Origin of the sequence: Nocardioides salarius (genome assembly GCF_016907435.1) — a bacterium.
Classification (GTDB): Bacteria; Actinomycetota; Actinomycetes; order Propionibacteriales; family Nocardioidaceae; genus Nocardioides; species Nocardioides salarius.
In genome coordinates, this window is sequence record NZ_JAFBBZ010000001.1 from 645121 (window position 1) to 666185 (window position 21065).

The following is a 21065-nucleotide window of genomic DNA, read 5'->3' on the forward strand; positions in this document are numbered from 1 at the left end:
ACCCTCCTCATGCTCGGACCGCTCCCCCGGCTGCACCGCTCGGTGCTCGTCGCCCTGCTGGTCTGCCTCGGCGCGCTGACCGGCCTCTCCGTGGCTCTCAGCAGCCCGGGCGTCCCGGTGGCCCTCACGACGCTCGCCGGCGCCGGCGCCGGTGCGCTGCTCGGGCTGGTGCTCGACGGGGGCTGGCCGAGCGCGCACACGGGCGCGCACACCGCCCCCGCGCTGCGCCACCCCCGCGGCGGGACCTGAGCCCGCGCGCGACGCGCGGCACCCACCACACCTAGAGTCCCGGGCGTGACCGGCGCGCCTCTTCCTCCTCCCCCCGGCGAGAGCGTGACCGCCGAGCGGCGGGCGGTGGTGCGCGACAGCCTCGGCGTCGCCCTCGCGACCGGCACGTACGGCGTCTCGTTCGGCGCCGTGTCGGTGGCCTCGGGGCTCTCGGTCGCCCAGACCTGCGCGCTGTCGCTGGTGATGTTCACCGGTGCCTCGCAGTTCGCCCTGGTGGGCGTGGTCGCGTCGGGCGGGGCCCCGGTCTCGGCGGCGGCCACCGCGTGGCTGCTGGGCACCCGCAACACCCTCTACGGCCTTCGGCTCGGCCCGTTGCTGGGCTGGCGGGGTCGCCGCCGGGCGCTGGGTGCACACCTGGTCATCGACGAGTCGACGGCGATGTCGGTGACCCGTGGCGACCCCGCCCTGGCCAGGCTCGGCTTCCTGGTCACCGGCGGCGGCATCTTCGTGCTGTGGAACCTGTTCACCCTGCTCGGCGCGGTCGGCGGCACGGTGCTCGGCGACCCGCGCACCTACGGCCTCGACGCCGCGGTCGGAGCGGCCTTCCTGGCGCTGCTGTGGCCGCGCCTCGCCGACCCCGTGCACCGGGTCGCGGCACTCCTGGCCGCAGCCGTCGCGCTGGGGCTCGTCCCCGTCACAGCGGCGGGCGTACCCGTGCTGGCCGCAGGTGGCGTCGCGCTGCTCATGGGGCTGCTCCCGCGCCGGGGGGCACCGTGAGCGGGCTGTGGCTGGCGGTGCTGGCCGGCGGTGTCGGCTGCTACCTGCTCAAGCTCGCCGGCCTGGCGGTGCCCGCGTCGGTGCTCGACCGGGGCTGGGTGCGCCGCACCGCCGACCTGGTGCCGGTCGCCCTGCTCGCCGCGCTGGTGGCGGTGCAGGTGGGCAGCGACGGCCAGCGGTTGGTGCTCGACGCCCGGGCGGCCGGTCTCGGGGCGGCCGTGGTGCTGCTGGCGCTGCGCGCCCCCTTCCTGCTCGTGGTCGCCGGCGCGGCCACCACCGCGGCGCTGCTGCGACTGTTGACCGGATGAGACCGACCGGGCAGCGACCGGAGCCGGTGCACGCCCCTCGAGCGTGTGCCGGCTCCGGTCGGGGCCACTGGCGTCAGGACACCGAGACCGCGCTCCAGGCGGCTGCGACCGCGCTCGCCTGGGTGCTGCCGGCGCCGTACAGGTCGCGGGCCGCCGCCAGGGTGGCGGTGCGGGCCTGGGCGTAGGTGGTGCTCGAGGTCATGTAGACGTTGAGCGCCCGGAACCAGATGTCGGCGGCCGCCTCGCGCCCGATGCCGGTGATGGTCGAGCCGTTGCAGGTGGTCGAGCTGTGCGCGACCCCGCCGAAGGTCGTCGAGCCCGACCCCTCGGCCAGCAGGTAGAAGAAGTGGTTGCCCACTCCCGAGGAGTAGTGCACGTCGAGGTTCTTGGTGTTGCTCGACCAGCAGTTGGGCGACGTGCCGTCGGCGATCGGGTTGTCCATGCGACGGAAGCCACGCCCGTTGCGCAGGTCGAACTCCTCGCCCACCAGGTAGTCGCCGGGGTCCTCGCTGTTGGCGGCGTAGAACTCGACCATGGTGCCGAAGATGTCGGAGGTGGCCTCGTTGAGACCACCCGACTCCCCCGAGTAGGTCAGGTTCGCGGTGTTCTGGGTGACGCCGTGGGTCATCTCGTGCCCCGCCACGTCGAGGGAGACCAGCGGGCCGTAGTCGACGCCGTCGCCGTCGCCGTAGGTCATCTTCTGGCCGTCCCAGAAGGCGTTGACGTAGTCACGCCCGTAGTGCACCCGGTTGTAGGAGCCCGAGCCGTTGCCGAAGATGCCGTTGCGCCCGTGCTCGCCCTTGAAGTAGTCCCACGTCACGGCGGTGCCGTACTGGGCGTCGACGGCGGCGGTGTCGGGGTCCGCGCCGGTGCCGTCGCCGAACGTCGTGCTCGGGCTGGTGACGATCGTGCCGGTCTTGCAGCTCCATCCGAAGGCCGAGCACGCGAAGCCGTCGGTCGCACCGTTCATGTCGGTCGTGTGGTTGCCGCCGCGCGTGGCGTCGCGCAGCTCGTGCGAGGAGCCCTTCTGCGTCACCTGCAGGGCGACGGTGCCGCTGTAGAGCGACTCGCCCTGCCCGTCGGCGGTGTGGATCTGCTCCTCGCGGCGCAGCACCCGGCCCGTGCGGGCGTCGACGTAGCTGGCCAGGCGGCTGGGGGTGCCGTCCGCGCGCACCCCGGTGGTCACGACCTCCCAGGCCAGCACCGGCTCGGCGCCGTGGGCGTCGACGACCAGCGTGGGGCGACCCGACCGCTCGAGCTGCGCGACCTCGCGCAGCGCCTCGGCCGGCGCCAGCGCACGGGTGCCGGCGGCGTCGGCGCCGAGCGTCGGGGTGGTGCCCAGCGCCAGCGGCGCGTCGAGCGTCTGCGAGACGCCCCTCCAGGCGTCGCTCCCGGCCCCCTGGTGCACGACGAGGTCGCCGCCGAGCACCCGCAGGCCGCGGAAGGTGCGCTCCATGCGCACGTGGGTCGCCCCGTCGGGGTCGACGACGGTGTCGGTGACCTCCACCGACTGACCGGTGCTCGCCCGGGCGGCACGCGGGTGGGCGCGCAGCGCCTCGACGGCTGCGGCCGCGACGCGGGCGTCGTCGCCCCGGTCGGCGCTGCTCAGGCCGGTGATCGTGGTGGTCGGTGCGGTCGGTGCTGCCTGGCTGGTCGCGGCGGTCGCGGTGGCGACGCCGAGGCTGCCGACGGCGAGCACGGCGGCGGTGGCCAGCCCCATGGTGGTCTTCATCCGGTTCCTCTCTCCCGCGACGCCTCCGAGCGGGCGTCGCGGCACCGACCCTGTCCCACGACAGGGGCGGGAGGAACCAGGCGGCCGCCTCAGCTTCTCGCGCTGCAGGAAGGTGAGGCAGCCCCGCTCAGGCGTCGAGGTCGAGCAGGTGCTCGAGGCCGACCGTGAGGCCCGGGCGCCCGGTGATGGCCCGCAGGCCGGTGAGCACACCGGGGGTGAACGAGGCGCGGTCGAGGGAGTCGTGGCGGATGGTCAGCGTCTCCCCCACCCCGCCCAGCACGACCTCCTGGTGCGCGACCAGTCCGCGGATGCGCAGTCCGTGCACCCGAATGCCCTCGACGTCGGCGCCGCGGGCCCCCTCGAGAGAGGTCGAGGTGGCGTCGGGCACCGGCGCGCAGCCAGCGTCGCGACGCGCTGCCGCGACCAGCTCGGCGGTGCGCCAGGCGGTCCCGGAGGGCGCGTCGGCCTTGTCGGGGTGGTGCAGCTCGACGATCTCGACCGACTCGTAGAACTTCGCCGCGGCGGCGGCGAAGCGCATCATCAGCACCGCACCGATGGAGAAGTTGGGGGCGACCAGCACGCCGGTGCCGGGCGAGTCGGCCAACCACCCGCGCAGGGTGGCCAGGCGGGCCTCGTCGAAGCCGGTCGTGCCGACGACGGCGTGGATGCCGTGGCCGATGCAGAACTCCAGGTTGTCCATCACGACGTCGGGGTGGGTGAAGTCGACGACGGCCCGGGCCCCGGCACGCACCAGCGTCTCGAGGTCGTCACCGGCGTCCACCTCGGCGACCAGGCGGGTGTCCTCGGCGGCCTCGACGGCCCGGCACACCTCGCTGCCGACCTTGCCCCGCGCGCCCAGCACGCCTACCTCCAGCACGCTCTCGCCACCGTGTCCTCGCTCCTGGTCCGTCACGACCACCCAGCCTCCCACACGTGCTGCGCGACACGCGGGGAGCGTCCAGGGGGGACCTCCGCGACACGCGAGGCAGAGTTTCTGGCAGGCTGCTGCCATGGCACTGCAGACGATTCCGGCACGGATCCGGTGGGCGGTCGACATCATGGACCTCCAGCCGAACGACCACGTGCTCGAGATCGGCTGCGGCCCGGGGGCCGGGGCCGAGCTGATCTGCAGCCGGGTGAGCGCCGGCAAGGTGTTCGCCATCGACCGCTCCGAGTCGGGTGTCGACCGCACCAAGCGGCGCTGCGCGCAGTACGTCGAAGCGGGGCGGCTCACCGTGCGCCAGATCGACCTCGCGACGCTGCGGGTGCCGGTCAAGCGCCTGACCAAGGTCTACGCGTTCAACGTCAACCTCTTCTGGGTGCGCGACTGCGCCGACGAGATCGCGCTGCTGCACGAGCGGGTGCTCCCGGGGGGTGCGGTCTACCTGTTCTTCGAGGCGACCCGGCCCGAGCAGGTGCCCACGATCGTCGAGAAGGCCTCGGGGGCCCTGGCCCAGGGCGGCTTCCGGGTCTCGGTGGTCCAGCGCAAGGCCCCCGCCGTGGTCGGCATCATCGGCAAGCGCATCGGCTGAGCCGACCACGCACCACCCGGGCGGCGTGACGTCCGCCTCCGCGCCGCCGGGGAATCAGCAGGGACGCGACGACGCTCTCCCTCCATGACAACTCTCGCACTCATCGGCAGCGGCAACATCGGCAGCGGCGTGGCCCGGCTGGCGGTCGCCGCCGGACACGACGTCGTCCTGAGCAACTCCCGCGGCCCCGAGACCCTGACCGACCTGGTGGCCGAGCTGGGCCCCCGCGCCCGTGCCGCCACCGCCGAGGAGGCGGCCCGGGCCGGTGACGTCGTCGTCGTGACGGTGCCCCTCAAGGCGGTGCCCTCGCTGCCGGCGCAGGCCCTGGCCGGGCGCCTGGTCCTCGACACCAGCAACTACTACCCGCAGCGCGACGGCAACGTCGCCGCGCTCGACGACCGCAGCACCACCACCAGCGCCTGGGTCCAGCAGCACCTGCCCGGCGCGCGCGTCGTGAAGGTCTTCAACAACATCTTCTACGGCCACCTGCCCGAGCTGGCCCGGCCCTCGGGCTCCCCCGAGCGCTCGGCGCTGCCGATCGCCGGTGACGACGAGGCCGCGCTGCGCGAGGCCACCGCGTTCCTCGACACGCTGGGCTACGACACCGTCGTGGCCGGCGACCTCGCCGAGAGCTGGCGCTTCGAGCCCGGCACGCCTGCCTACGGCGCGGTCTACTTCGACCCCGACGCCGACGCCTCCGCCGCCAAGCCGGGCCAGGCCGCGGGGATGCCGCCGTCCTCCCCCACCCCCGCCGCCGACGTACGCCGCGTGCTCGACGCCGCGCGCAACGAGGGTCCCGTCGGGGGCTGAGCCCACGCGGTCGGCCCGGGCCTAGGTGTGATGCCTAGGCCGGGCCGACCACCGCGAGGACCTCGGGTCGCGCGAACACGTCGGCGGCCACCTCGCGCACCTGCTCGAGCGTGACGGCGTCGATGCGGCGCAGCACCTCCTCGATGCCCAGCAGCTCGGTGTGCACCAGCTCGGCCTTGCCGATGCGGGCCATCCGCGAGCCGGAGTCCTCCAGGCCCAGCACGAGGCCACCGCGCAGCTGGCCCTGGCCGCGCGACAGCTCCTCGGCGCTGATGCCCTCGGCCGCCACCTTGGCCAGCTCGGCGCGCACCACCTCGAGCACAGCGTCGAGCTTGCCCGGCAGGCAGCCCACCCCGACGCCCACCAGCCCGGAGTCGGCGTGGTGCCCGGCGAAGGAGTAGACGGAGTAGGCCAGGCCGCGCACCTCGCGCACCTCCTGGAACAGCCTGCTGGACGTGCCCCCGCCCAGGGCGGTGTTGAGCACGCCGAGCGCGAAGCGGCGCGGGTCGTCGCGGCGCAGCCCCTCCATGCCCAGCACCACGTTGACCTGCTCGAAGGGGCGCTTCTCGCTGGAGCGGCCCGGCGTCACCGGCACCGCGGCTCCGGTGCCCGTCACGGGCACCGGCTCCTCGAGCACGTCGAGGAAGCCGCCGCGCCCGAAGGCCTGCTCGACCAGTCGCACCACGTCGTCGTGGTCGACGTTGCCAGCGGCCGAGACCACCATGGTGGCCGGGCGGTAGTGGCGGCGGTAGAAGCCGTGCACCTGCTCGCGCGTCAGCGCACGGATGCTCGCCTCGGTGCCCGCGATGGAGCGGCCGAGGTCGGAGGTGGCGCCGTAGGCCTGCTCGGCGAAGAGCTGGTGCACCACGTCGTCGGGGTCGTCGTCGTGCATCGCGATCTCGTCGAGGATCACCTCGCGCTCGGCCTCGACGTCGACGGCCTCGAGGAGGCTGTCGGTCATCATGTCCCCGAGCACGTCCACGGCCAGGGGCAGGTCCTCGTCGAGCACCCGCGCGTGGAAGCAGGTGTACTCCTTGGCGGTGAAGGCGTTGAACTCGCCGCCCACGGTGTCGAGGGCGATCGAGATGTCGAGCGCCGAGCGCGAGCGGGTGCCCTTGAAGAGCAGGTGCTCGAGGAAGTGCGAGCACCCGTGCAGGGTGTCGTCCTCGTCGACGGACCCGACACCGACCCAGACCCCCACGGCCGCCGAGCGGACGCCGGGCATGTGCTCGGTGACCACGCGCAGGCCCGAGGGCAGCACGCTGCGGCGTACGCCGGGTGCGTCGGCGAGGTCCTCGGTGCGGGTCGCCGGGGGTGCGGTGCTGGTGTGCTGGGTGTGGCTCACGTGGTCCTCCTGGGAAAAGCGGCCGACCCGCCCGAGAGGTCGTCTCGAGCGGGTCGGCCGGTGCAGCTGGTCAGGCGCGGGAGGTCACTCCTGCTCGGTGCTCTCGTCCACGACCTCGTCGGCGCCCTCGGCGCCCTCCTCGAGCACGGGCACGAGGGAGAGCTTGCCGCGGTCGTCGATCTCGCCGATCTCGACCTGGAGCTTCTGGCCGACGGAGACGACGTCCTCGACGGAGTCGACCCGCTTGCCGCCGGCGAGGCCGCGCAGCTTGCTGATGTGCAGCAGCCCGTCCTTGCCCGGCATCAGCGAGACGAACGCGCCGAAGTTCGTCGTCTTGACGACGGTGCCGAGGTAGCGCTCGCCGACCTCGGGCATCGTCGGGTTGGCGATCGCGTTGACGGCCGAGCGGGCCGCCTCGGCAGCCTCGCCGTTGGTGGCACCGATGTAGACGGTGCCGTCGTCCTCGATCGACAGCGTGGCGCCGGTGTCGTCCTGGATCTGGTTGATCACCTTGCCCTTGGGGCCGATGACCTCGCCGATCTTGTCGACGGGCACCTTGACGGTGATGATCCGCGGCGCGTGCAGCGACATCTCCTCGGGGGCGTCGATGGCCTCGGCCATCACGTCGAGGATCGCCAGGCGCGCGTCGCGGGCCTGGGTCAGCGCGGCGGCCAGCACCTCGGCGGGGATGCCGTCGAGCTTGGTGTCGAGCTGCAGCGCGGTGACGAACTCACGGGTGCCGGCGACCTTGAAGTCCATGTCGCCGAACGCGTCCTCGGCGCCGAGGATGTCGGTCAGCGCGACGTACTGCGTCTGGCCGTCGACCTCGCCGGAGATGAGGCCCATCGCGATGCCGGCGACGGCGGCGCGCAGCGGGACACCCGCGTGCAGCAGCGACATCGTGGAGGCGCAGACCGAGCCCATCGAGGTGGAGCCGTTGGAGCCCATCGCCTCGGAGAGCTGGCGGATCGCATAGGGGAACTCCTCGCGGCTGGGCAGCACCGGCAGCAGCGCGCGGCGCGCCAGGGCGCCGTGGCCGACCTCGCGGCGCTTGGGCGAGCCCACGCGACCGGTCTCGCCGGTGGAGAACGGCGGGAAGACGTACTTGTGCATGTAGCGGCGCGACTTCTCCGGGGAGAGGGTGTCGAGCTGCTGCTCCATCTTGAGCATGTTGAGCGTGGTGACGCCCAGGATCTGGGTCTCGCCACGCTCGAACAGCGCCGAGCCGTGCACGCGCGGGATCAGGCCGACCTCGGAGTGCAGCGGGCGGATGTCGGCGAGGCCGCGACCGTCGATGCGGACCTTGTCGCGCAGCACGCGCTCGCGCACGACCTCCTTGTTGAGGCCGCGGAACGCCGCGCCGATCTCCTTCTCGCGACCCTCGAACTGACCGGCCAGCTTCTCGAGCAGCCCGGCCTTGAGCTCGTCGGTGCGCGCGTCGCGCTCCTGCTTGTCACCGATGGTCATCGCGGTGCTCAGGTCGGCCTTGACCGCCGAGGAGACCGCCTCGTAGACGTCGTCCTCGAAGTCGAGGAAGACCGGGAAGTCCTGGACCGGCTTGGCGGCCACGTTGGCCAGCTCGGCCTGGGCGTCGCACAGCTGCTTGATGAAGGGCTTCGCGGCGTCGAGGCCGCTGGCCACGACCTCCTCGGTGGGCGCCTGCACGCCGCCCTGGATCAGGGTCCAGGCCTGCTCGGTGGCCTCGGCCTCGACCATCATGATGGCCACGTCGCCGGTGTCGGTGACCCGACCGGCCACGACCATGTCGAAGACGGCGTCCTCGAGCTGGGTGTGGGTCGGGAAGGCGACCCACTGGCCCTCGATGAGCGCCACGCGCACGCCGCCGACGGGGCCGGAGAACGGCAGGCCGGAGAGCTGGGTGGAGATCGAGGCCGCGTTGATCGCGAGCACGTCGTAGGGCTGGTCGGGGTTGAGCGCCATCACCGTGATGACGACCTGGACCTCGTTGCGCAGGCCCTTCTTGAAGGTCGGGCGCAGCGGCCGGTCGATGAGGCGGCAGGTGAGGATCGCGTCCTCGCCCGGGCGACCCTCGCTGCGGAAGAACGAGCCGGGGATCTGGCCCGCGGCGTACATCCGCTCCTCGACGTCGATCGTCAGGGGGAAGAAGTCGAAGTGGTCCTTGGGGTGCTTGCCGGCGGTGGTCGCCGAGAGCAGCATCGTGTCGTCGTCGAGGTAGGCGGTCACCGAACCGGCGGCCTGGCGGGCCAGCAGCCCGGTCTCGAACTTGATGGTGCGGGTGCCGAACTTGCCGTTGTCGAGGACGGTCTCGACAGCGGAGATGACGGGCTCGGCCATGGTGTTCTCAGTCAAAAGGGATCCTTGTCCTTCTCACGGAGCGATCCGCCGCGTCCCGCTGCGTGGCGGGGGGCGTTGCCAGGCCCGCCGGTGGTGCGGGGGCCGGTCTTCGATCGAGGCCCGCAGACCGCTCGCTCGCGGTGCTGAGAGCCACTACCGAGGACCGGGCCGGTGCGCGCGGGTCGCTCCTGGTGTGGGTTCTTCAGTTGTGCAGGCCCGAGCCTAGTGCTCCGGGCCCGGAATGCGACGAAGCGGCTGCCCAGTCGGGCAGCCGCTCCGCCCTTCACGAGTGGTGCGTGGTCAGCGACGCAGACCCAGGCGCTCGATGATCGAGCGGTACCGGCTGATGTCGGACTTGTTGAGGTAGTTCAGCAGCCGGCGGCGCTGACCCACGAGGAGCAGCAGGCCACGACGGCTGTGGTGGTCGTGCTTGTGGGTCTTCAGGTGCTCGGTCAGGTGGCTGATGCGGTGGCTCAGCAGCGCGATCTGCACCTCGGGCGAGCCGGTGTCGCCCTCGGCGACGGCGTACTCTGCGATGATCTTCTTCTTGGTCTCCGCGTCGGTTCCGATCGACATGCGGGCTCCCTTCTCGCCCCTGCTGGGGCTCTCGCTGCGCGGCGCGCCGGGGCCTGTTCACCCGGGCACTCTTGGTCCGCGGCCGTTCTACGGCAACCGGGCAACAATAGCGACGAGCGGCGCCCAACCCGAAATCCCGGGCCGGACGCCGCTCGTGGCGGGTCAGCGAGGGGCTCGGCCGTCGAGCCCCGGGGCCGTGCTCAGAGGTCGTGCTCGGTGCGGCGCTCGCTGACCGAGCCGTCGGGGTGGGTCGTGGTCTGTGTGGTGCCCTTGCGGCGGCTGGAGTTGAGGGTGACCGCGGTCAGGATCAGCACGCCGAGGCCGACGATGGTCAGGATCCAGCCGACCATCTGCAGGTCGACGCCCTCGATGGCGTCCTGCACGGCGAGCGCGAGGATGAGGCCGAGAGCGATCAGGAAGGCTCCGAGTCCGTAACCCATGGTGTGTCCTTTCGTCGGTGGCGCCCGGCTCAGGGGATGGGTGAGGGCGCCTCGGACCATCGTGTCCACCTGGCCCGTCGTTCAAACTCGGCAGCGCGACCGGAGCAGACCACCCCACCCGCGCGCAGGTCTCCGGGCTCCCCGCCGCGCCGGGGTCAGCCCCGGGGTCAGCGCCGGGGTCAGCCCCGGCGCTCCACCACGAGGAGCGCCGCCGCGCGGGCGGCCGCGGGGTCGGTGGCCCCCAGCACGGCCTCGGCGACCTCCTCGCACGTCTCGGCGCTCACCCCGGCCAGCCGGGCCCCGACCGCACGGACGGCTGCCGGCGCCATCGACAGCGACGTGATGCCCATGCCGACCAGGGCGCAGGCGAGCAGCGGGTCGGCGGCGGCCTCACCGCAGACCCCCACGGGCTTGCCCGCCTGGCGCCCGGCGTGCGCGGTGATGGCGATCAGCTGGAGCACCGCGGGCTGCCACGGGTCGGTGAGGTGGGCCAGGTCCGTGGCCATCCGGTCGGCGGCCATCGTGTACTGGGTCAGGTCGTTGGTGCCGATCGAGAGGAAGTCGACGACCTCGAGCATGCGGTGGGCGAGCAGGGCCGCGGCCGGCACCTCGATCATCACCCCGGCGCGCAGGCCCCGCTCACGCACCAGCCCCGCGAAGCCGGCGGCCTCGGCCACGGTCGCCACCATCGGCGCCATCACCTGCACCTCGGCACCCGTGCGGTCGGCGGCGAGCCGGATGGCGTCGAGCTGGCGCACCAGCAGCGCCGGGTTGTCGAAGGAGAGACGCAGTCCGCGCACCCCGAGCGCGGGGTTCTCCTCCCCCACCTGGGTCGCGAAGGCCACCGGCTTGTCGGAGCCGGCGTCGAGGGTGCGCACCACCACCACCTGGCCCGTGAACGGGCGCAGCACCTCGGCGTAGATGGCGGCCTGCTCCTCGACGCCCGGCTCGTCGGCACGGTTGAGGAAGCACAGCTCGGTGCGGAAGAGCCCCACGCCCTCCACCGGCTCCGCGCCGGCCGTGGCGGCGGACTCGGTGTCGGCGACGTTGGCCACGAGCTTGACGGGCACGCCGTCCGCGGTGGCGCCGGGCCCCGACCAGGCCGCCACCTGCTCGCGCCGGGCCCGGTCGGCCAGCACCCGCTCCTGCGCCTCTGCCGGGTCCGGGGCGACCTCGACCCCACCGGTGGTGCCGTCGACGAGCAGGTCGCCGCCCTCGGGCACCGCGAGCGCCCCGGCCACGCCCACCACGCACGGGATGGCCAGCTGGCGGGCGATGATGGCGGTGTGGCTCGTGGGGCCACCACGCTCGGTGACCAGGGCCAGCACCACCGTCGGGTCGAGACCGGCGGCGTCGGCCGGCGCGAGGTCCTGGGCCACGAGCACGGAGGGCACCGAGGGCCGCGCGACGCCGGGCTCGGGGGCACCGACCAGGTGGGCGAGCGTGCGCCGCTCGATGTCACGCAGGTCGCTGGCCCGCTCGGCCATCAGCCCGCCCATCTCGGTGAAGATGCCGACGAACTGGTCGATCGCGCCGGACAGGGCTCCCAGCAGGTCCTCCCCGGCGCGCAGGTGCTTGCGCACCGCCGAGCGCAGCCCTCGGTCGCGCGCCAGGCCTGCGCTGGCCGTCAGCACCTCGGCGGCCGCCCCCGAGGTCGTGGCCGAGCGCTGCTCGTAGCCGTGCGCGACCGCCTCGACGGCCTCGTCGTACGCCGTCAGCGCGGCGCCCTCGTCGAGCGCGGTCGCGTCGTACGACGCCACGGCCGCGGGGTCGATGTCGGCACGGACGAGGACGGCGGGCCCGACGACGAGACCGGGCACCACGGGGGTGCCGCGCAGGGTGGTGTTGGTGACCATGCTCACAAGATATCGCCGCAAGGGGTTGACAGTCAAACCTATTCGGGCATAAAAAAACACAAACACAGATAGCGATCCGCGCCACAGCGGTCGCTCGCCAGGAGGACGCAGCCGATGTATGCCCAGGAGCGCCAGCAGGCCATGGTCCAGCTCGTCACCGAGCGGGGCCGTCGCTCGGTGACCGAGCTGGCCGATGCCTTCGAGGTGACCAGCGAGACCGTCCGACGCGACCTGTCGGCCCTCGAGCGGCTCGGGCTGCTGCGCCGGGTGCACGGGGGCGCGGTCCCCTCGCAGGCCCTCGCCACGCTCGAGTCCGGCCTCGGCGAGCGCGACCTGGACCGACTCGACGAGAAGGAGGCCATCGCCCGCGCCGCCCTGGAGCTGCTGCCCGGCGCCGGGTCGGCCCTCCTGCTCGACGCCGGGTCGACCACGGCACGGCTCGCAGCACTGCTCCCCGCGGACCTGCCGCTCACGGTCTTCACCCACTCGGTGCCGATCGCCAGCCGCCTCGCCGGGCGCCCCCAGGTCGACCTGCACCTCCTGCCGGGGCGGGTCCGGGCCACCACCCAGGCCGCGGTGGGTCCCGAGACCGTCGAGGCGCTGGGCCGGATCCGCGCCGACGTGGCCGTGGTCGGCACCAACGGTCTGAGCATCGGGCACGGCCTGAGCACCCCGGACAGCGAGGAGGCCGCGACCAAGCGGGCCCTCGTGGGGGCTGCACGCCGGGTCGTGGTCCTGGCCGACAGCCACAAGGTGGGCGAGGAGGCCCTGGTGCAGTTCGCCCCCCTCGGCGCCGTCGACGTGCTGGTCACCGACGCCGGCATCAGCCAGCGTGCCCGGGCCGAGCTCACCGAGGCCGGCGTGGAGGTGCTCGTCGGATGATCCTCACCCTGACCGCCAACCCCAGCCACGACCGGACCGTCACCCTCGACGCCCCCCTCGAGCGCGGCTCGGTGCACCGCGTGGCCTCGGTCCTCTCGCAGGCCGGTGGCAAGGGCGTGAACATCTCCCGGGCGTGCGTGGCCGCCGGCATCCCCTCGCTCGCCGTGCTGCCGGCGCCCCAGGACGACCCGTTCGTCCACGAGCTGCTCGCCGCCGGCATCGACGCACGACCGGTGCCGAGCGCGCACGCGCCCCGCGTGAACATCACCGTCACGGAGCCCGACGGCACCACCACGAAGCTCAACAGCCCCGGGGCCGACGCGACTCCCGAGCTGTTGTCGGCCCTGGCCGAGTCGCTGCACCTGCGCGCGGGCACGGCCGACTGGGTCGTGCTGGCGGGCTCGTTGCCGCCGGCCACCCCGGACCGCTGGTACGCCGACCTCGTCGCCCTGCTGGCCGAGAGCCCAGCGAAGGTGGCCGTGGACACCAGCGACGCGGCCCTGCGGGCACTGGTCGACGCCCTGCCCGGGCCTGCTCCGGACCTGATGAAGCCCAACGGCGCCGAGCTCGCTTCCCTGACCGGCCAGGACCCCGACCTGCTCGAGGCCGACCCGCTGGCGGCCGCGAACGCGGCCCGTCTGCTCGTCGACAAGGGCGTCGGCACCGTGCTGGTCACCCTCGGCCCGCACGGCGCGGTCCTCGTCGACGCCAGCGGCGCGTGGCACGCCACTCCCCCGCCCACGACCGTGGTCAGCACGGTCGGCGCGGGCGACTCCAGCCTCTTCGGCTACCTGCTCGGCGACCTGCAGCGCAGGTCGACCGACCACCGTCTCGCCCTCGCCGTCGCGTACGGCAGTGCGGCCGCCGGGCTGCCCGGCACCACCATCCCGTGTCCCGCCCAGGTCCACCCGGACCTGGTCAGCGTGCACGAGCTGTTCCACACCCAGGGAGGGTGACATGTCAGAACTCATCAACCAGGACCTCGTGCGCCTCGACGCCGACCTCGGCGACGACAAGCACCAGGCCATCCACGCACTGGCCGACGTGGTCGTGGCCGCCGGGCGCAGCCACGACCGCGACCAGCTGGTGCGCGACGTCCTGGCCCGCGAGGAGACCTCCGCGACGGGCCTCCCGGGTGGCATCGCCATCCCGCACTGCCGCACGGCCGCGGTGCAGGAGCCCACCCTGGTCTTCGCGCGCCTCGCTCCAGCGGTCGACTTCGGCGCCAAGGACGGACCGGCCGACCTGGCGTTCCTGATCTGCGCCCCCGAGGGCGGGGACACCACCCACCTCCAGCTGCTCACCAAGCTCGCCCGCGCGCTGGTGAAGCCCGCCTTCACCGACGCCCTGCGCGCGGCGGACACCGCCGAGCAGGTCGTGGCGCTGGTCGGCGACGTGCTCACCCCCGCGCAGGCCGCAGCCCCTGCGGACAAGGCGCCGGCGGACGCGGCGTCCGCCACACCACCCAGAGGAGCACCATGCCCAGCAAGACCGTGATCGTCGGCTCCGCCGTCGGCCTGCACGCCCGCCCCGCCGCCACCATCTCCGAGGCCGCGGCCGACCTCGACACCGAGGTCTACCTCGCCGTCGACGGCGAGGAGCCCGTCGAGGCGTCCTCCGCCCTGCTCATCATGACGCTGGGCGCCGGCAAGGGTGACCAGGTCACCGTCTCCGGCGACGACCAGGGTGACGTCGACGTGGTCGCCGCCCTGGTCGAGAAGGACCTCGACGCCTGACGCCGCGCGGGGCGGCCGGTCACTCCTGGCCGGCCGCCCCGCGCTCGTGGCGCAGTGCCAGGTAGACCGCCCGCACGCCCACGGCCCGCTCGAGCTCGCGGGTCACGCGGCCGAAGAACTGCTCGCGGTAGGTGTCGTCGGTGACGGTCGAGACCGCCAGGTAGAGCAGCGAGAACGCCGCCAGGAACAGCGAGACCTTGCCGAGCGGCACCGAGACCTGCACCAGGTAGGGCAGCTTGGTGATGTCGTCCTGCTCGAGCCCGGTCCAAGCCGACTGCACGTCGACTCCCATGGTCAGGGCCCCGAAGAGCAGGAAGAACACCAGCACGCCGCCGGCCATCAGCAGCACCTGCGCGGCCTGGATGACGACCATGAACGCCACCAGGTTGGCGCGCTCGAAGCCCGTCACCGTCGCGTACGACGCCGGGTCGGCGTCGGGGTCGGCCACCAGGCGGGTGCACTCGGCCTCCAGCGGGGTGCCGGCGCAGGCGCGCACCAGGAAGGCGTCGTCGACCTCGTCGTCGATCTTGTCGACCTCCTCGGGCAGCCGCACCGCCAGGAACGCCACCGCGAGCACCGCGAAGAGCAGCACGACCAGCCACAGTGCACCGGTCTCGAGCTCGGCGGCGAGCTGCCACACCTCGGCGTTGATGAACAGGAACGTGACGAAGACCAGCAGCAGCGGTAGCGCCCGGGTCGCCAACGGCAGCAGCGAGCGCAGCCCGGCGACGGTGCGTGCCAGCGCCCAGGTCACGATCGGGCGTGCGTGGAGCACGGTGAGGGCGTAGACGACCGTGGCGGCGATGACCAGCGACAGCACCACCGCGGGAGCGGCACTCACCTGCCCGGTCACCCAGGCGAGCGCGCCGCCGCCCGCCGCGGCGACCAGGGCCACCAGCAGCAGCCGCGGCACGGTGCGCCGGGGCGAGAGCGCCGCCCGGGCCTCGGTGCGCTTCTCGGGCACGAAGTAGGACAGCCCGTTGGCCAGGAACCACGAGTCGGTGCGCTCGAGCGGGTCGTCGCCACGACCGTGCCGTCCGCGCAGCGGCAGCGAGGGGCGCGACGGCACGCGCTCAGGCCCCCCGGGTCTCGCGCAGCAGCTCGCGCGCGCCCGCGACGTCGGCGGCCATCTGCTCGAGCAGCTCGTCGACGGAGTCGAAGGCAGTCATCCCGCGCAGCCGCTCGACGAAGCCGACCTCGACCTCGACGCCGTAGAGCTCGAGGTCGGTGCGGTCGAGCACGTAGGTCTCGACCCGGCGCTCGCGCTCGCCGGCGAAGGTCGGGTTGGTGCCGACGCTGATGGCCCCCGGGAGGGTCTCCCCCGTGTCGAGACGCCGCAGCCACCCGGCGTACACGCCGTCGGCGGGGGCAGCGGTGCGCGCGTCGATCGGCACGTTGGCGGTCGGGTAGCCCAGGTCGCGCCCGCGCTGGTCGCCGCGCACCACCTCGCCGCGCACGGCGTAGGGCCGTCCCAGCGCCTCGGCCGCGCCGGCGACGTCGCCGGCGGCCAGGCAGGTGCGCACGTAGGTGGAGGACCACACCTGCGGGCCCCCGTCGAGCTCGATGCCCTCGGCGCTCATGCCACGCGGGCCGCCGAGCTCGACCAGGGTCGCCACGTCGCCGCTCGCCCGGTGGCCGAAGCGGAAGTTGGCACCGACCACCACGGCCGCGGCACCGAGGGCCTCGACCAGGACCCGGTCGACGAACTCGGCCGGCGACCAGGAGGCCACGTCACGGTCGAAGGGCAGCGCCAGGACTGCGTCGGCGCCCGCCCGGCCGAGCAGGTCGGCGCGGGCCTCGAGCGTGGTCAACGAGGTGGGCGCGTGCTCGGGACGCAGCACCGCCATGGGGTGCGGGTCGAAGGTGACCACCACGAGTGCCAGGCCGCGCTCGTCGGCCACGCGACGCGCTCGCGCCAGCACCTGGCGGTGACCCAGGTGCACGCCGTCGAAGTTGCCGATGGTGACGGCGGTGCGGGCCAGGTCGGCGGGCACGTCGTCCAGGGAACGCCAGAGCTGCACGGGCACGACCCTATCCCCGGCTCAACCCTGCACGAACACCGCGACCGGGCGGGCCCGGCCCTCGCGCGGCTCGTAGAGGGCGAGGAACTCCCCGTCGGGGTCGAAGACGCCGGTCAGGGTGTCGAGCGCCAGGTCGAGCGGACGCCCCACGCGCACGTCTCGGGCCTGCTGCTCGTCGAGGTCGACGGCCGGGAAGGCGGCCCGTGCGGCCACGGCCAGCGGGAGCACGGCGAAGTCGTCGGCCAGCTCGTCGAGCGTGCGGGCGACGCCGAGGTCGTAGGGGCCCACGGCCGTGCGGCGCAGCGCGGTGAGGTGGCCGCCGGTGCCCAGGAGGGCGCCGGCGTCGCGGGCGACCGCACGCACGTAGGTGCCCGACGAGCAGCGCATCGTGATGTCGGCGTCGAGCACCTCGAGACCCTCGAGGTCCTCGACGGTGCTCCTGCGCACGTCGTGGACGACGAGCTCGTGGATCGTCACCGGTCGGGCCTCGAGCTCGACCTGCTCGCCGTCGCGCACCCGCTGGTAGGCGCGCTTGCCGTCGACCTTGATCGCCGAGACGGCGGTCGGGACCTGCTCGATGTCGCCCACGAAGCCGGTCAGGGCCGCGCGCACCTGCTGCTTGTCGACGCCGGCGGCGCCAGCGGTGGCGCTGACCTCGCCCTCGGCGTCGTCGGTGCCGGTCGCGACCCCCAGCCGCACCGTGGCGTCGTACGCCTTCTCGGTGAGCATCAGGTGGCCCAGCAGGCGGGTGGCCCGGTCGACCCCGAGCACGAGCACGCCCGTGGCCATCGGGTCGAGGGTGCCCGCGTGCCCGACCTTGCGGGTGCCGGCCAGGCGTCGCACCCGGGCGACGACGTCGTGGGAGGTGATCCCTGCGGGCTTGTCGACCACGACCAGCCCCGGGGTCACCGGCGCGGAGGGCCTCACGCCTCCGGCTCGTCCTCGTCCACGGCGTCCTCGTCCGCGGCTTCCTCGGCGGACTCCTCACGGGGCTTCTTGTAGGGGTCGGCCTCGCCGGCGTACGCCGCGCCGCGCTGGGCGGCGACGGCCTCGTCCTGCGCCCGGGCCCGCGCGAGCACCTCGTCGAGCTGGCGCGCGGTCTGGGGCAGCGCGTCGTGGATGAACTCCAGCGTGGGCGCCAGGCGCATGCCGAGCTGCTTGGCGACCTCGGAGCGCAGCAGCCCCTTGGCCGACTCCAGCGCCGCCGCGGTGGCGACGAGCTGGGCCTCCTCGTCGTCGGTGGCGCCGGGGCCGGCGGCGCCCAGCACGGTGTAGAAGACGCTGGCGTGCTGGGTGTCGCCGGTGACGCGCACGTCGGTGACGGTCACGAAGCCCAGACGCGGGTCCTTGACCCGACGCTCGAGCATCTCGGCGACGATCACCTGGATCCGGTCGGCGATCTTGCGCACCCGGGGGTTGGTCATAGTTCTGTCCTGCTCATGAGTTGGTGTCGCTCGCGGTGCGAGCCCGTCGGACCGCGAGCGGAGCGAGCCTGGTCCGGCGGAACAGGAGAGGCGGCGAGCGGAGCGAGCGCCATGCCTTCCTGTCCCGCCGGAGGCGGGAGGCCCGTCAGGCCCGCGGGATCTCCTTCATCTCGAAGGCCTCCACGACATCGCCCTCCTTGATGTCCTGGAAGTTCTTGAGCACCAGACCGCACTCGAAGCCCTCGCGGACCTCGGAGGCGTCGTCCTTCTCCCGCTTCAGCGAGGCCAGGTCGAGGTTGTCGGCCACGACGTTGCCGTCGCGGATGACCCGCACCTTCGCGTTGCGCCGGATCAGGCCGCTGGTGACCATGCAGCCCGCGATGTTGCCGATCTTGGAGGAGCGGAAGATCGCGCGGATCTCCGCCTGACCCAGGGTCGACTCCTCGTAGATGGGCTTGAGCATGCCCTTGAGGGCCGCCTCGATCTCCTCGATCGCCTGGTAGATGACCGAGTAGTAGCGGATCTCGACACCCTCCTTGTCGGCCATCTCGGTCGCCTTGCCCTGGGGCCGGACGTTGAAGCCGATGATGATCGCGTCGGAGGCAGCGGCGAGGTCGACGTTGGTCTCGGTGATCGCACCGACACCGCGGTCGATGACCCGCAGGCTGACCTCGTCGCCGACGTCGAGGCCGGACAGGGCGTCCTCGAGCGCCTCGACCGAGCCGGACACGTCGCCCTTGAGGATCAGGTTGAGCTCCTGGCTCTCCCCCTTCTCCATGGAGGCCATGAAGTCCTCGAGCGTGCGGCGGACGCGACGCTTGGCCTGCATGGCCGCACGCTCGCGCGCCTCGCGCTTCTCGGCGATCTGGCGGGCCATCCGGTCGTCGTCGACGACCAGGAAGTTCTGGCCCGCACCCGGGGTGGCCGTCAGGCCCAGCACCATCGCGGGACGCGACGGGTCGGCCTCGGTGATCGACTCGCCGTGCTCGTCGAGCATGGCGCGCACCCGGCCGTACGCCGGACCCGCCACGATCGAGTCGCCCACGCGCAGCGTGCCGCGCTGGACCAGGATCGTGGCGACCGGACCGCGACCGCGGTCGAGGTGCGCCTCGATGACCAGGCCCTGCGCGTCCTGCTCGGGGTTGGCCCGCAGGTCGAGCGAGGCGTCGGCGGTCAGCACGACGGCCTCGAGCAGCTTGTCGAGGTTGAGCTCGGACTTGGCCGAGACGTCGACGAACATCGCGTCGCCGCCGTACTCCTCGGGCACCAGGCCGTACTCGGAGAGCTGACCACGGACCTTGGTCGGGTCCGCGCTCTCCTTGTCGATCTTGTTGACCGCGACCACGATCGGCACACCGGCCGCCTTGGCGTGGTTGAGCGCCTCGATGGTCTGGGGCATCACGCCGTCGTCGGCCGCGACCACGAGGATCGCGATGTCGGTGGCCTGGGCACCACGAGCACGCATCGAGGTGAACGCCTCGTGACCCGGGGTGTCGATGAAGGTGATGCGTCGCTCGTTGCCGTCGACGTCGGTGGTGACCTGGTAGGCACCGATGTGCTGGGTGATGCCACCGGCCTCCTTGTCGACGACGTTGGCGCTGCGCAGCGCGTCGAGGAGCTTGGTCTTGCCGTGGTCGACGTGACCCATGACGGTGACGACCGGCGGCCTCACCATCAGGTCGGACTCGTCGCCCTCGTCCTCACCGAACTCGAGGTCGAAGGACTCCAGCAGCTCGCGGTCCTCGTCCTCGGGCGAGACGACCTGCACGACGTAGTTGAGCTCCTCGCCGATCAGCTCGAGCGTCGCGTCGTTGACCGACTCGGTCGCGGTGACCATCTCGCCGAGGTGGAAGAGCATCTGCACCAGCTGGGCGGCGTCGACGCCGACCTTCTCGGCGAAGTCGGTCAGCGAGGCGCCGCGCGCCAGGCGCACGACCTCGCCGTTGCCCTTGCGGACGCGCATGCCGCCCAGGGTCGGGGCCTCCATGGCCTCGAACTCCTGACGACGTGCCCGCTTCGACTTGCGACCACGACGCGAGGGACCGCCGGGACGCCCGAAGGCACCCTGGGTCTGGCCGCGCTGGCCGGGACGACCGCCGCCGGGGCGGCCACCGCCGCCGGGGCGACCGGCGAAGCCGCCGGGCGCGCCACCGGGACGACCCGGGGCACCGGCGCCACCGCGACCGGGAGCACCGGGACGGCCACCGGGGCCGGGACGGCCGGCGCCGGGAGCGGGACGACCGCCGGGGCCCGAGCCGAAGGCGGCCGGGGACTTGGGCATCATCGCCGGGTTGGGGCGCGGCATGCCGGAGCGCCCGGGGGCGCCGCCGTCACGACCGGCAGGCGGACGCGGCGGGCGCTGGTCGCCGGCGCCGGGCGCCGACGGGCCGCGCTCGCCACCGGGAGCCGGGCTGGGCTTGCGGCCCATGCCCTGGCTCGAGGAGAACGGGTTGTTGCCCGGACGCGGGGTGCCGGGACGACCGACGGGCCGCGGGGCCGGCTTGCCGCCCTCGCCGCCGTCGGACTTGGCGGCCGGGGCCTGGGGCTCGGCCTTCTCGGGGGCGGGCTTGGCGGCCGGACGCGGAGCCGGCTTGGGGCCCGGACGCGGCGCGGACGCGGCGGCGGGCGCCTCGGCGGCGGGCGCGGCAGGGGTCTCGGGGGCGGCGGGCGCCTCCGGAGCGGGCGCCTGCTCAGCGGCGGGCGCCTCGGGGGCCGGGGCCTCGGGGGCGGCGGCCGGCTTGGGCGCCTTGGGGCCCGGCTTGGGGCCGGGGCGGGCGGAGGAGGCCGGGCTGGCCGGGGCGGGGCTGGCAGGCGCCTGGGCCTTCAGCTTGTCGCCGTACTCCTTGCGGAAACGCATCTCCGCAGGGAGCTCCACGGTGGAGCTCGCCGACTTGACGAACTCCCCCATCTCCTTGAACTTCTCGAGAACGAACTTGCTCTCGACGCCGAACTCCTTGGCGAGCTCGTGTACGCGGGTCTTGGCCACAATTCTCCTTCTGGCCCCAGACCCGGGTCACGGGCGTCCTGGGGACCGTTAGTGGTGGTGCAAACTCATCGGGAAGAACTCATCGAGTGCTCATGA

20 protein-coding genes and 1 pseudogene are annotated in these 21065 nt (G+C 73.4%); 9 read left to right on the top strand and 12 right to left on the bottom strand.

What is annotated here, in order from left to right; translation table 11 throughout:
* Positions 1 to 9 precede the first annotated feature (9 nt).
* The 3 genes from JOE61_RS03180 to JOE61_RS03190 are packed head-to-tail and all read left to right on the top strand — an operon-like array spanning position 10 to position 1313.
* On the top strand, positions 10 to 249 hold the full coding sequence (locus JOE61_RS03180) for a hypothetical protein (RefSeq protein ID WP_193670455.1): 240 nt from the start codon (positions 10 to 12) through the stop codon (positions 247 to 249).
* Positions 250 to 294: 45 nt separating this feature from the next.
* Positions 295 to 1005 carry an AzlC family ABC transporter permease gene (locus tag JOE61_RS03185; protein WP_193670456.1) on the top strand — a complete coding sequence of 237 codons (711 nt, stop codon included), beginning with the start codon at positions 295 to 297 and terminating at the stop codon, positions 1003 to 1005.
* Entirely contained in the window at positions 1002 to 1313 is a 312-nt protein-coding gene (locus JOE61_RS03190; RefSeq protein ID WP_193670457.1) for an AzlD domain-containing protein, read from the top strand. Before JOE61_RS03185 ends, JOE61_RS03190 begins: the two co-directional genes overlap by 4 nt.
* 73 nt (positions 1314 to 1386) lie before the next feature.
* On the opposite strand, the gene JOE61_RS03195 is transcribed toward JOE61_RS03190, so the two are convergent.
* Both JOE61_RS03195 and dapB read right to left on the bottom strand, forming a co-directional pair.
* A complete protein-coding gene (locus JOE61_RS03195; protein WP_193670458.1) occupies positions 1387 to 3045 on the bottom strand; it encodes a M4 family metallopeptidase in 1659 nt (552 codons plus the stop codon).
* A 127-nt stretch (positions 3046 to 3172) separates the two neighbouring features.
* On the bottom strand, positions 3173 to 3922 hold the full coding sequence (gene dapB / locus JOE61_RS03200; protein ID WP_204797354.1) for a 4-hydroxy-tetrahydrodipicolinate reductase: 750 nt from the start codon (positions 3920 to 3922) through the stop codon (positions 3173 to 3175).
* A gap of 133 nt (positions 3923 to 4055) precedes the next feature.
* Here dapB and JOE61_RS03205 point away from each other — a divergent pair, with 133 nt between their 5' ends.
* Together JOE61_RS03205 and JOE61_RS03210 are read left to right on the top strand one after the other, a co-directional pair.
* Positions 4056 to 4577 carry a class I SAM-dependent methyltransferase gene (locus JOE61_RS03205; RefSeq protein WP_193670460.1) on the top strand — a complete coding sequence of 174 codons (522 nt, stop codon included), beginning with the start codon at positions 4056 to 4058 and terminating at the stop codon, positions 4575 to 4577.
* Positions 4578 to 4643: 66 nt separating this feature from the next.
* Positions 4644 to 5387 (top strand): annotated as a pseudogene (locus JOE61_RS03210) (NADPH-dependent F420 reductase); the annotation flags it as partial.
* A gap of 34 nt (positions 5388 to 5421) precedes the next feature.
* On the opposite strand, the gene JOE61_RS03215 reads toward JOE61_RS03210, so the two are convergent.
* The 5 genes from JOE61_RS03215 to ptsP all read right to left on the bottom strand — a co-directional run bounded on the left by JOE61_RS03215 (position 5422) and on the right by ptsP (position 11920).
* Entirely contained in the window at positions 5422 to 6732 is a 1311-nt protein-coding gene (locus JOE61_RS03215; protein WP_307822778.1) for a M16 family metallopeptidase, read from the bottom strand.
* A gap of 84 nt (positions 6733 to 6816) precedes the next feature.
* Entirely contained in the window at positions 6817 to 9048 is a 2232-nt protein-coding gene (locus JOE61_RS03220; RefSeq protein WP_193670498.1) for a polyribonucleotide nucleotidyltransferase, read from the bottom strand.
* Positions 9049 to 9348: 300 nt separating this feature from the next.
* Complete coding sequence (gene rpsO / locus JOE61_RS03225; RefSeq protein WP_193670462.1) at positions 9349 to 9624, bottom strand: 30S ribosomal protein S15; 276 nt, start codon at positions 9622 to 9624, stop codon at positions 9349 to 9351.
* Between the two features lie 200 nt (positions 9625 to 9824).
* Positions 9825 to 10064: a DUF6458 family protein gene (locus JOE61_RS03230; protein WP_193670463.1), complete on the bottom strand. Its 240-nt coding sequence runs from the start codon at positions 10062 to 10064 to the stop codon at positions 9825 to 9827.
* A gap of 179 nt (positions 10065 to 10243) precedes the next feature.
* Positions 10244 to 11920 carry a phosphoenolpyruvate--protein phosphotransferase gene (gene ptsP / locus JOE61_RS03235; protein WP_193670464.1) on the bottom strand — a complete coding sequence of 559 codons (1677 nt, stop codon included), beginning with the start codon at positions 11918 to 11920 and terminating at the stop codon, positions 10244 to 10246.
* Positions 11921 to 12034: 114 nt separating this feature from the next.
* Between ptsP and JOE61_RS03240 the strand changes: the two genes are divergently transcribed.
* From JOE61_RS03240 to JOE61_RS03255, 4 genes are read left to right on the top strand one after another with little or no spacing between them, the layout of a single operon-like run.
* Entirely contained in the window at positions 12035 to 12802 is a 768-nt protein-coding gene (locus JOE61_RS03240) for a DeoR/GlpR family DNA-binding transcription regulator (protein WP_193670465.1), read from the top strand.
* Positions 12799 to 13758, top strand: coding sequence for a 1-phosphofructokinase family hexose kinase (locus JOE61_RS03245; RefSeq protein ID WP_193670466.1), 960 nt, complete (start codon positions 12799 to 12801; stop codon positions 13756 to 13758). Before JOE61_RS03240 ends, JOE61_RS03245 begins: the two co-directional genes overlap by 4 nt.
* Position 13759: 1 nt before the next feature.
* A complete protein-coding gene (locus JOE61_RS03250; RefSeq protein WP_193670467.1) occupies positions 13760 to 14299 on the top strand; it encodes a PTS sugar transporter subunit IIA in 540 nt (179 codons plus the stop codon).
* Positions 14281 to 14538, top strand: a complete 258-nt coding sequence (locus JOE61_RS03255) for an HPr family phosphocarrier protein (protein ID WP_193670468.1) — start codon at positions 14281 to 14283, stop codon at positions 14536 to 14538. The genes JOE61_RS03250 and JOE61_RS03255 overlap by 19 nt, the downstream gene beginning before the upstream one ends.
* A 19-nt stretch (positions 14539 to 14557) precedes the next feature.
* Here JOE61_RS03255 and JOE61_RS03260 read toward each other — a convergent pair whose 3' ends face one another.
* The 5 genes from JOE61_RS03260 to infB all read right to left on the bottom strand — a co-directional run bounded on the left by JOE61_RS03260 (position 14558) and on the right by infB (position 20969).
* Entirely contained in the window at positions 14558 to 15607 is a 1050-nt protein-coding gene (locus JOE61_RS03260) for a hypothetical protein (protein ID WP_307822780.1), read from the bottom strand.
* 4 nt (positions 15608 to 15611) lie between these two features.
* Entirely contained in the window at positions 15612 to 16559 is a 948-nt protein-coding gene (locus JOE61_RS03265) for a bifunctional riboflavin kinase/FAD synthetase (RefSeq protein WP_193670469.1), read from the bottom strand.
* Between the two features lie 21 nt (positions 16560 to 16580).
* Complete coding sequence (gene truB, locus JOE61_RS03270; protein ID WP_193670470.1) at positions 16581 to 17486, bottom strand: tRNA pseudouridine(55) synthase TruB; 906 nt, start codon at positions 17484 to 17486, stop codon at positions 16581 to 16583.
* On the bottom strand, positions 17483 to 17983 hold the full coding sequence (gene rbfA / locus JOE61_RS03275; RefSeq protein WP_193670471.1) for a 30S ribosome-binding factor RbfA: 501 nt from the start codon (positions 17981 to 17983) through the stop codon (positions 17483 to 17485). Before rbfA ends, truB begins: the two co-directional genes overlap by 4 nt.
* Before the next feature lie 145 nt (positions 17984 to 18128).
* Positions 18129 to 20969: a translation initiation factor IF-2 gene (gene infB, locus JOE61_RS22010; RefSeq protein ID WP_193670472.1), complete on the bottom strand. Its 2841-nt coding sequence runs from the start codon at positions 20967 to 20969 to the stop codon at positions 18129 to 18131.
* Positions 20970 to 21065 lie beyond the last annotated feature (96 nt).